Below are 11,536 nucleotides of genomic sequence, written 5' to 3' on the forward strand. Positions count from 1 at the left end.
GTTGTCTCCATATCTTACGACATGGTTGCATTCTCTTGAAGGTGTTTTGATTTGTCTCACGTTAAGGGGTCAGTCCCCATCAATCAGATGGACGGTCGCTTTTTTATGTCATGAATTCAAGGATGTAGGAACAGGCTAATGGAAGATTGCCAGAAAATACAAAAAAAGCCCACTGGTTGCGAACAGGGACTGAACTTGCTACAATAGAGGATGCTATGTTTTACATCGTAAAACCGTATTGCATAAGTTGTTAACACACTTCTTGTTACATTATAGCATGCTTCAAAGGAATAGTCAATTTTCCCGGATCAGGGGGATGCGATGAGTATGCCCGGGTCCATAATAGAGCATAGTTTGTACGCAAGGGAGCCCTGCGCGGAGCAGGAGGAAACGGAACAGGAGCGATGTCAGTGACTACTGAGCAGCAATGGAATGAGGAACAACGAAGAGTAGAAGATGTGACCGCAGTCATTAGCGGGCGTATTCGGAAGCTGGAGACAGAGGTTGGTTCTGTGCGCGGCGATGTCGTCGATATGCGTAAAGACTTCTGGGATGAGGTAACGATCAATTTCAGTGAGGCGGATGATGTGGGTGAGACGTCCACCAGTTTGCGTCAGCAGTCTGAGATTTTGTCTGAGCGGGAACGAAGACACAAGCATTCCACTGAGGCGCTAGGTCGTTTGAAAAAGTTGCTGGACTCACCCTATTTTGCACGCATTGATTTTGCTGAGGAAGGGCAGACTGCGGAGCGTATTTATCTGGGCATTGCCTCCCTGCTGGATAATCAGGATGAGGAATTTCTGATCTACGACTGGCGTGCGCCTATTTCGAATCTTTATTACGATAACATGCCAGGTCCCGCTTCTTATAAGACCCCAGCAGGAGAGATGGAAGGAGAACTGACGCTCAAACGCCAATTCTCAATCCGTGACGGACAGATTCGCTTTATGTTCGATACAGGGGTGACCATTGGAGACGAACTCCTTCAAGCCGTATTAAGCCGGAGCTCGGATGCTCAAATGAAAAGTATTGTCGCTACCATTCAAAAGGAGCAGAATCGCATCATCCGTGATGACCGAAGCCGTATGCTTATTGTTCAGGGAGCGGCAGGAAGTGGCAAAACCTCTGCTGCGCTTCAGAGAGTAGCGTATTTGCTGTATAAGTATCGGGATCGCTTGCGAGCGGATCAGGTCGTGTTATTTTCGCCAAACCCCATGTTTAACAGTTATGTTTCGACGGTATTGCCTGAATTGGGTGAGGAAAATATGCTTCAGGCCACGTTTCAGGAATATTTGGAACGGCGTTTGGGCCGGGAGTTTCAGTTAGAAGATCCTTTTGAGCAGCTGGAATATGTGCTATCAGCGTCGTCACAGCCTGGGTATGAAGCTAGGATGGAAGGTATCCGTTTTAAGTCATCCAAGACGTTCTTACATGTGATTACAGGCTACAAGGCGCATCTGGAACAGGAGGGAATGCGTTTTAAACCTGTTCGTTTTCAGGGACGTGAGGTGATCTCAGTAGAGCAAATGGCAAGCAAGTTTTATGAATTCGACTCGGCTGTGCGGCTGGCGAACCGATTGGAACTGTTGCGCGATTGGATGCTCAAAGAGCTGGCCCGCTTTGGTAAGGAAGAATGCTCCGCTCCTTGGGTGGACCAGCAGATGGATCTGATGGAGCCGGAGGATTATCAGCGTGCATATAACCGCATGCGCCGTAAATCCAAGAATAAAGGCGATACCTTCGACGACTTTACACGTGAAAGAGAAATATTGGCACGTATGGTGGTCAGTGACCGCTTAAAGCCCTTGCGCAAGTGGATTAAGGCACTCCGCTTCGTGGATACAACCCGTCTATACAGCGAGTTGTTTATGAACGAGACGTTATTAAGCCAACTGTCGAATCATGCAGAGCTACCCGTCAACTGGAGTGAAATTAGTCGGCAAACTCTGAAACGAATTCAGGCTGGAGAATTAGCGTATGAGGATGTGACGCCCTTTTTATATTTGCGTGAGCTGATGCTGGGCTTCCGTTCCAATAGTAACATCCGTCATGTGTTTATTGATGAGGCACAGGACTATTCACCATTCCAGCTGGCTTTCTTTAAACGATTATTTCCGCAGGCTAAAATGACGGCACTCGGCGATTTTAATCAGGCCATCTATGCCCATGCTTCGGTGCTTCAGGATGCAGAACCATTGTATGACCTGTATGGAGCAGACCAGACCGAGATGATTTCCCTGACACGCAGCTATCGCTCAACACAGGAGATTGTAGAGTTTACCCGAGGGATGGTAGCAGGGGGAGAACATATTGTTCCGTTTAACCGTAAGGGTGAGAAGCCTCTGGTAACCGAGGTGAACTCGCGTGAAAAGCTTCACCAACTGATTGCTGGGAATGTTACAAAATTGCTGGCAGAGGGTTATGAATCCATCGCGGTGATCTGTAAAAATGCTGATGAAAGCGCGGCAGCCTACGAAGCACTGGAAGGAGAACTGCCAGTAAAGCCAAAATTAATTAAGAAAACAACCCCTGCTTTTGAAAAGGGGATTCATATCATTCCGGCCTACCTGGCGAAAGGCGTGGAGTTTGATGCGGTTCTCATTTATGACGGATCAGTCCAAGAATACCAGCGTGAGAGTGAGCGTAAATTGTTCTACACGGCTTGTACGCGAGCGATGCATTTGCTGCATATATATAGCATAGGGGAGATTACGCCATTCGTGAGTTCGCAGGAATCGGAGACGTATATCCGTAAAGTGGAATAAAGTGACCATGTTCTTTAGGGGCTGCTGGCATTGTTGAGCGTATTCCAGTAACATAAGCAAATAAGCCAAACAGGTAAGAAGCATAAACGGAGGTTACAAACGTAATGGACATGAAGAGAGTATTTCAACGCCCGCCGCTGGCGGACTGTGTACCCGAGTTGATAGCTACAGCTAGAGGGGAGCGCAAGGCATCGCTGGTGATCCGCGGAGGTACGCTGGTCAATGTGGTATCGGGCGAATTGTTACCGGGCATGTCTATTGCTGTGCAAGGTTCTCGTATCGCATATGTTGGTAGAGACGTTAGCCATACGATTGGAGAAGACACCGTAATCATTGAAGCGGAAGGCCGCTATATGGCACCGGGTTTGCTGGACGGACATTGTCATATCGAAAGCACACAGCTCACCGTGACTGAATTCGCGAAGGCTGTACTGCCGCTGGGCGTGACGGGCGGTTTTTTTGACCCACATGAAATTTCCAATGTGCTGGGTCTAAAAGGGCTTCGTCTGATGCTGGACGAAGCCCGCACGACACCGCTGGCTGCTTACATGCAGGTAGCTTCGTGCGTGCCTTCCACAGGCCCAGAGCTGGAAACGACAGGTGCCTCCTTCGGTCCGGCGGAAGTCGCAGAGGCTCTAAGCTGGGGCCCGGATATGATCGGGCTGGGCGAAGTTATGAATTTCCCTGGCGTCGTCTATGGCGACGACGTGATGATCGGGGAAATTCAGGCCACGCTGCGCGCTGGCAAAGTGGCGGATGGCCATTTTACATGGGCCTCCGATGATTGGCGGCTGCCGGTCTATGCAGCCGCAGGAATTACGGGCGATCACGAATGTGTCACGCCCGAGGATGTAGCCGAGCGTATTCGGCTCGGCATGTATGCCAAGATGCGGCAAGGCTCCGCATGGCATGATGTGGCCGAGACGATCCGTGCCAGCACGGAAATGGGTCTCGACACGCGCCGCATGATGCTGGTGACGGATGATCGCAGCGCCGAATCCTTGCTCCATGAAGGACAGATGGATTTCGTTGTCCGTCATGCCATTGCGCAGGGCGTTAAGCCAGTGACTGCCTTTCAAATGGCAACGCTGAATACGGCAGAGCGCTTCGGCGTAGCACGGGACATCGGCTCGATCATTCCTGGTGCAATTGCCGATATTATCTTGCTTGATGGCCGATTGGCCGAAGTGAATGTGACGGCTACCATTGCAGCGGGTCAACTGGTGGCCGAGTACGGTCAAATGGTCGCCGACTGGGACGGCTTCGTTTATCCTGCGGAAGTAATGGACACGGTCCATTTGGGTCGAGAGCTGAGTGCCGCAGATTTCCGTATTGCGGCTCCAGTGCAGGAAGGGAATGTACCTGTACGAGTAATTCGTGTCACGGAAAATCACGTGGATACGAAGGAAGTGCGGATGACCGTTCCGGTGCGTGATGGTGAAGTTGCATCAGATCCTGCACAGGACTTGTGCAAAATCGCCGTTTTCGAGCGACATCATGCCAGTGGCAGCCACGCGGTGGCACTTGTGACAGGCGTAGGCTTCACCGAGCCGGCCGCAATTGCCATGACCGTCGCGCATGATAGCCACAACCTGCTCGTCATCGGCAATGATGACGAGCTCATGACCCAGGCGGCGAAGCAGGCCGTTGCCCTGCGTGGCGGCGTGGTGGTCGTATCCGCCTCGGGTGAGACGCGCTTCCCGCTTCCGATTGCCGGGCTGATGTCCCCAGCTCCGTTTGCTGAGGTAGCTGCGCAGTCCGAAAGCATCAGCCAGGCACTTCAGCAATCCGGCTGCATGTTGAACAACGCGCTAATGACACTGTCGCTGCTCGCACTGGTCGTAATCCCTGAAATCCGCCTGTCGGATCAGGGTCTTGTCGTGATCGGAGCCGACGGTATACGCAAGGTGTCTCTTTTCGTGGAAGAGGATGCTACGGAAGCCTGATAGAATACATCACTGGGGTTGTCCTGCAGGTCTACCCAGACCTGTGGGATAGCCCCTGTTTTCTTATATAGTCCTAAAGGTATCTTTGATTCCTTAATCAACGTTTTGTGGGGTGGTGAGGAGATGCAATTATATTATCGTTCATTAGAAAATATGGCTCATCAAGCCTCAATTATAGATCAGGATTGGAACAGGTTTGTAGAGCAAACCCGTGTGAGGCATGTTCAGCAAGGGACATATCTTATTGAAACAGGCGAACCTGTGAAACACGCTTATTTTTGTTCGGAGGGATTATTCCGTTTGTTTTATACTTTGGCAGATGGCAGAGAATATAATGTTGGTTTTTCACCAGAAGATGATTATGTAACCTCTTATGGCGCTATGGTTCAAGGTAAACCATCCACTTTTACGATTGAGGCCATGGAAGATTCGGTTGTTATTGAAATTCCATATTACGTATTAAAGGAGCTTATGGATACAAGCCATATGTGGGAAAGATTCGTGCGTAAAAGCGTAGAAAGACTGTACATTCGCAAAGAGGAACGGGAACGCGAATTGTTATATCTTTCTGCCAGGGAACGTTATGATGCCTTTCTTCTCAAGTATCCCGGGTTGGACAAACGAGTTGCACAATACCATATAGCTTCGTACATAGGTGTATCCCCCGTCTCACTTAGTCGTTTGCTGCGCAGCGATCCGCATTAACCTATGTTAATGCGGCTTGGCAGACAAGCAGCGTACAATAACGATAAATTCATTCAAGCTTCACAAAAAAGGAGATAGGCATATGCGTTATATGATGATTGTATTATTGGAATTCTACCCTTCCTGGTTGGCTCTACCTCGGGAAGAACGCCGAAAACATGCGGGGGCTTTGCAGGCTCGCATTCAGAAATACAGTGAACATGTTCGGGTTCGTTTTTTCGATGCAGAAGCACTGCCCGGAAGGGACTATACGGATTTCGTTGTATGCGAAACAGAGGATATGAAGCAATATCACTATATGTGGGAAGAAATTCGTGATTCGGAGCCGTATACCAGAGGATATATGAAGATTAAAGATGTAGTAATGGGGATGGAAAATGCATTTCAGTCCTATGAGTCCGAAATGCTACAGATGGACAAATAACTCCCCGTACTCCTTTACTATGTAAAAGTAGGAGTTGAGCTTGTACAGGTTTTAAACAAAGCGAGTTCCCATGCTGTTTTATTCAGCTGGGAATTCGCCTTTTATCTTTTGAAAATGATAATCAGAAAAACCACTTTATGCAACTGTATTACTTATAACCTTCAGAAATCCATTATTTGTTGCATTATTAATTAACTGATCAATAGATTTTGCTGCGCTATCGCTAAACAAGTACCACTCATTTTTGGATACGTCATGAATCAAAAACTTGGGATACCCGACTAAAAGTTCGGAAGGAAAGGACTGGATTAAAGAATACACATCAAAACGAGCTAAGCTTTTCCCCTTTTGGTCTAAAAAATCGTATTGTGCATTTTTATAATAAGACCCAGGTGTGTCAATAGTGAGTCTCCAAGAATAGTTTTCAGGTGCTTCGACTTTTTCGCCTTTGTTTTTTGCAAAAATATTATAAATGGCTTTGTTATATGCATTGCCATGAATTTGCTGAACTACGCCGCCCATAATCATATGGTATTCCTGTTGAAGTGCCTTTACTTGTACACCGTCTATGAGCAATGGTTCAGTATTAATAGTCACTGCAAAGTTGCTGTAATTGACATTACAGCCAAATGTCTCTGCAATAAAACGAAGTGGAACATATATGTTGTTATTTTTCAAGTATGGTTTTACATCAAGCGGTATCTTTTGACCGTTTTTCTCCGCTGTGCTTCTGTTTACTGCTAATTTTACTTTCATATCGCTTTTAGCGAGAATAACCTCGGAATCGGACCATTCGACTCTAGCCCCCAAACTTTCGCTAATGACACGTAGAGGCACCATTGTACGTTTGTTCTTCATTTGTGGCTTTGCATCGGTTGCAATAGCTACACCGTCAATTTTGATTTGATTTTGTGCTGCATAAGCAGTGGACGATGAAATACATAAAAAGATAGCAAGAAAAGCGCCAAAGAATGCCTTGTTCATAAAAGATTGCTCCTTTTTTTGATTAATTTGTTGCACAGTAACTTTCCCCCATATTAAGACGCGACTGGATAAAAATTTGTTGCGTTTTCCTGTTCATCAACTTGACGTAACAACCAGTTTGTACTATTCAACTGAATTCCGATATTTACCACCCAAAAAATTCTAATCTTCCTGGGGAATTATGTCGATAACATTGAATATTGTTCATAAAATTTACAAAGTACATCCTTAGGGGGAAAGTTAATGAGAAAACAGCTAAAAGTTGCGATTTCTCTAGTATGTTTAATGATGTTTATAGGTTGTTCAGCATCACCAGTATCACAGCAGACGACCAAGATTACATTTTTGAATTCTAAATCTGAAATAAAAACCCAATTAGAAGAAGTCGCAAAGCAATACAATCAAGAGCACCCTGAAGTATCTTTAGAAATTATAACCGCTCCAGAGGGAACGTCTGCATATCAAAAGCTGATGTCGATGTACGGCTCAGGAAGCCCAGCAACAATGTCGATGCTTGACCCGGGTGACACGCAGACATTCCTGGATAAAGCCGTTGATTTAAGTAAAGAGAAGTGGGTAGCCGATACGATAGAAAATGGACTTGATGCAGTTAAGAAAAACGATGCTGTGCTGGGATTCCCATTTGCAGTGGAAGGCTACGGATTAATCTATAACAAGAAAGTATTGGACAAGGCAACAGGGGGTTCTTTTGATCCTTCTTCGGTCAACAGTAGAAGCAGCCTGAATTCATTAATGGCTAAAATTCAGAAGTCGGGAGTAGCACCAGTCATGCTTTCACCAATGGACTGGTCTCTTGGCTCTCATCTTTTGGCTCTGGCTTATTCTGTTCAACCTGGAGGTTTTCCAGAGTTTGTTAAAGGTATGCAGAACAACTCCATCGATATGTCCCAAAACAATGTAATGTCTGGATGGGTACAAACTTTAGATCTGCTCAAGGATAACAACATCAATAAACACGCGCCTTTGGACAGTACGTATGAGGATGGATCCAAAGCTTTGGGAGAGGGCAAGGTAGGGCTTTGGTTTATGGGCAACTGGGCTTGGAATGGAATAAAGAGCAATGATACGGCAAATGAGGAATACGGGTTCTTGCCTCTTCCGCTAAACGATAATACAGATGATCCCAACAATTCAAAGATCACAGTTGGTGTGACAAAGTATGTATTCATTGACTCCACAGCTACTACGCCACAGCAGCAAGAGGAAGCAAAGAAATTTTTAAACTGGCTGGTATACGAAAAGTCGGGACAGGAACTTTTGGTTAACAAGGCTAATGTTATACCAGCCTTTAAGAATATTGACTTAGTGCCTTCCGATCCCTTGAGTAAATCGATCAAGTCATATATGTCGAACGGAAAGACGCTGCCGTTTATGGCAACCCTTCCACCTGATCATGGGGCCATCACAGGAGCATCTATCCAAAGCTATATCAGTGGAAAGATAGATAAGGCTGAGCTGTTACGCCAAATACGCATATACTGGAAAGCTCAGCAGGGATGATACGAGACCAGTCACGGGAGGAAGATAAGGGTGTTTAAATTAACGTTAAAGAAAAAAATAATTAGTGCAGCGCTCATACTGGTAATCGTACTGTCCCTTTCAAGTGTTATAGGCGTCATTAAGATGTCGGAAATGGGGGAGGCTTCTGATAAGGTAAATAACAGGTCGTTACCTGCGGTTATTCTTCTTCAAGGTATGGATAAGCAGATTACAGAAATCGATAGACTCACCGTTCGAATGATACTCGAAGAGGATGCAGCTGCTCGCAGCACTTATCAAGAAGAACTAGCCAAAGCTACAGCTTCAATGGATAAGAGTGTAAATAAATATCAAAGTTTGGCCTCTACGGCAGAGGAAAAAGAACTGTTCACCAACTTTTATGGTCAGTGGGCAATGTATCTTCGCCATCTAAAGGTGGTTTCTGCGGCCATGGAAGAAAACGACAAAGTGATGGCCTACATGATCATTCATGGAAATTCTTCTATTTATAAGGCAGCATTAGACGATGTAAATAAACTGAAGCTGCTTAATGAGCAGTATGCCACTGAGGCAGCTAATCAATCGAGTCAATCTTACCATTCAGGTAGACTTTTGATGATTTCTTTGACTATCCTATGTACGATCCTTGGAATTATCGGTTCTTTTTTATTGGCTCAATCGTTCACTAAGCCCATATTAAAAATAGCAGAACAGATAAAGCTGGTAACGAGAGGGGACCTGCAAGTGGAACCCCTTAGGGTCCGATCCAAAGATGAGGTCGGGGAGCTGGCATCCGATTTTAATGAAATGTGCGATTCGCTGCGTAACCTTTTAAAGGAAGTTGTGGATAATTCCTTACTGGTTGCCTCTACGGCTGAACAGTTAACGGCCAGTGCAGAACAGACAAGCATTGCTACCGAGCAGATAGCTATAAGTGCCACTCAGGTTGCGGAGGGTTCTCAGACACAGCTTGCAGATATAGCTGAAACGCTGAATTACACGGTAGGCGTTTCTAAAAGTGTAGAGAGCATAACCAATCGCTTTGTGAATGTGGCGAACCTCACAACCCAAGCACAAGAAAAAGCAAACAACGGGAAAACCCAAATGTCTTCCACCGTCTCTCAAATAAGAGATGTGCATACCAAGGTAACTCAATCCGCTGAAGTGGTAAATATTCTAGGCGAAAAATCTGCGGAGATTAGACAGATCACAGCTATGATCAGTGATATATCTGCCCGCACCAACTTGCTTTCACTCAATGCGAGTATAGAAGCTGCACGAGCGGGAGAGCAGGGAAAAGGATTTGCGGTTGTCGCTTATGAAGTACGTAATTTGTCGGCACAAGCAAGTGAAGCAACGGGCAAGATTTCCTCTCTGGTCAACGAAATCGCATTAAGAACAGACGAAGTTGTGATTTCGATGAATGAAGGTGTTCAATCTCTAAATGAAGGTATGATGCTTGTCGAAGGTGTCGGTAACGTCTTTTCTGAAATTGTCGGTGCCGTGGAAGAGGTGAGCGGTGAGGTAGACACGGCGGCTGTAGAAGCAAGATCCGTAAATGAAGGAACCATTTCTATGGTGGAATCTATGAAGAAAATTGCCGAAATCTCCGAACGTGCAGCCGACTCTACTCAAACAGTCGCAAGCGTAGTCGAGGAAACTACTGCCTCCATGGAGGAAGTGTCAGCAGGTGCTAATATGCTTGCCAAGCGGGCGGAAGAGATGAATCAAACGGTGTCTGTATTCAAAATTTAAAGTAAGTTAGCGGTAGTCTTGGACGAGAAAAACAAGTCCTAGACTACCGCTGTTGTATTCAACTTTTGTGTCTGATTTAATTTGCGTATAATTACGAATAAACTGCTTCAGCTTGTTTAGCAGCTTTTTTCAGATTCTGTTTGCGGCGTTCCTCTAGATATCGTTCTCCATTTTTCTTGTCAGCTGTTAGCGTAAAGCAGGAAATGATGGTGAACAGACCTGCAATGGAACCCAAAATTACATAAGTGATTGGGAAATTCAGAACTTCATACATATGTCCGACAATAGGTGAGAAAACAGATACTACCAGGGAGCCCATAAACAAATACAGCAGGTACATGGTGGACGATAAGCGCTGGTCAAAGTTGACGGTAATGTACTTGAAGATGGCTACCAGAATCAGCGGTTTTTCCAGGGAGTGAATCATCTTCATCGCAGCCACCCATATAGAACCGAATGGCAGCGAAGAACCGATAATACGCAACGACATGATCGTTCCGGCAATAATCAATGCCCATTTGGCAGTCGTTTTGTTCACAAACCATGGGGTAACAAACAGGAACACAAATTCTAGGAATACCTGCACAGCACTTAAATCGCCAAGGAATTGATTTCCTTCTGCTTTGGAACTGAACTGAGATACGAAATAGGTGGCAAATTGCTGGTCATATACCTCATAAATTTGGGTCACGCCAACCATGAATAGCATGAGAAACCAGAACTTTGTGGTGCGTACGAGATGCAGTACGTCAATGAGCTTCAACGATTCAGTTTTCTGCTGCTCCTGTCCAGAAATTTCGACTTTGGTCAGGAAGATGCAGATCACGGCAACAACGGCAGATACGGAGGCAATCCAGAAGGTCAGATCTACATTGATGTTGATGACCCGCCCCGCAACAAAAGTAGCGGCCGCCCACCCGAGTGAGCCCCACATACGAACTCGTCCGTATTCAAAGCCGTATTTGCGGGACACTTTGTCCATATAGGAATCGACGACACCGTTACCTGCATTAAACACCAGACCGATAAATAGTGCACCGACAATGGCACCAATGACGAACTGCGTTTGAAGCAATGGACCGTACACATAGATAAAAAAGGGTCCGACGAGCAAAAGGATCGTAAAGAGTATGTACAGCAGATGTTTTCTCAAGCCCAGCTTGTCGGATAAGTACCCAAACAGGGGTTGCATGATCAAGGCGACGATAGAGTTCGCCGCGTATAAAAACCCTGTGTAGGTTTCTGAAATCTCCAGGCTTTGTCCTAGCCAAATGACAAAAAAAGACATGGCGGCAGACCATGTAAACAGATAAGCGAAGTTAAAAACGCTCAAAGACCAATAGTTGCGTTTTGCCAAATTCCTCATGTTTAAGCACCCCTTCAAATTGTAGCTGCTCAATGTGTTGACAACGTCATTAAGCATTGTCTGTACTATTAATTGTAAGGATGATTCAATT

The 11,536-nt window shown here is 45.8% G+C and carries 8 protein-coding genes; 6 read left to right on the forward strand and 2 right to left on the reverse strand.

The features are described 5' to 3' along the window. The first annotated feature begins 404 nt into the window (after nt 1–404). From helD to KSP24_RS10630, 4 genes are all read left to right on the forward strand, one after another. Nucleotides 405–2,765: an RNA polymerase recycling motor HelD gene (gene helD, locus KSP24_RS10615; RefSeq protein ID WP_254207750.1), complete on the forward strand. Its 2,361-nt coding sequence runs from the start codon at nt 405–407 to the stop codon at nt 2,763–2,765. A 104-nt stretch (nt 2,766–2,869) separates the two neighbouring features. Further along, nucleotides 2,870–4,711, forward strand: a complete 1,842-nt coding sequence (locus KSP24_RS10620; RefSeq protein WP_216975111.1) for an adenine deaminase — start codon at nt 2,870–2,872, stop codon at nt 4,709–4,711. Between the two features lie 123 nt (nt 4,712–4,834). Next, a complete protein-coding gene (locus KSP24_RS10625) occupies nt 4,835–5,416 on the forward strand; it encodes a Crp/Fnr family transcriptional regulator (RefSeq protein ID WP_216975112.1) in 582 nt (193 codons plus the stop codon). A gap of 82 nt (nt 5,417–5,498) precedes the next feature. Further along, complete coding sequence (locus KSP24_RS10630) at nt 5,499–5,840, forward strand: darcynin family protein (RefSeq protein ID WP_216975113.1); 342 nt, start codon at nt 5,499–5,501, stop codon at nt 5,838–5,840. Between the two features lie 135 nt (nt 5,841–5,975). Here KSP24_RS10630 and KSP24_RS10635 read toward each other — a convergent pair whose 3' ends face one another. Further along, nucleotides 5,976–6,824, reverse strand: coding sequence for a copper amine oxidase N-terminal domain-containing protein (locus KSP24_RS10635; RefSeq protein WP_216975241.1), 849 nt, complete (start codon nt 6,822–6,824; stop codon nt 5,976–5,978). A gap of 243 nt (nt 6,825–7,067) precedes the next feature. Here KSP24_RS10635 and KSP24_RS10640 point away from each other — a divergent pair, with 243 nt between their 5' ends. Then, nucleotides 7,068–8,345 carry an ABC transporter substrate-binding protein gene (locus tag KSP24_RS10640; protein WP_216975114.1) on the forward strand — a complete coding sequence of 426 codons (1,278 nt, stop codon included), beginning with the start codon at nt 7,068–7,070 and terminating at the stop codon, nt 8,343–8,345. Between the two features lie 30 nt (nt 8,346–8,375). Beyond that, the gene (locus KSP24_RS25640) at nt 8,376–10,079 is read left to right on the forward strand and encodes a methyl-accepting chemotaxis protein (protein WP_216975115.1); all 1,704 of its coding nucleotides are present in this window, start codon (nt 8,376–8,378) and stop codon (nt 10,077–10,079) included. A 91-nt stretch (nt 10,080–10,170) separates the two neighbouring features. Here the strand turns inward: KSP24_RS25640 and KSP24_RS10650 are convergent, their stop codons facing one another. Next, nucleotides 10,171–11,445: an oligosaccharide MFS transporter gene (locus KSP24_RS10650; RefSeq protein ID WP_216975116.1), complete on the reverse strand. Its 1,275-nt coding sequence runs from the start codon at nt 11,443–11,445 to the stop codon at nt 10,171–10,173. Between the last annotated feature and the right edge of the window lie 91 nt (nt 11,446–11,536).

Origin of the sequence: Paenibacillus sp. AK121 (assembly GCF_019042715.1) — a bacterium.
GTDB classification, from domain to species: Bacteria; Bacillota; Bacilli; order Paenibacillales; family Paenibacillaceae; genus Paenibacillus; species Paenibacillus polymyxa_C.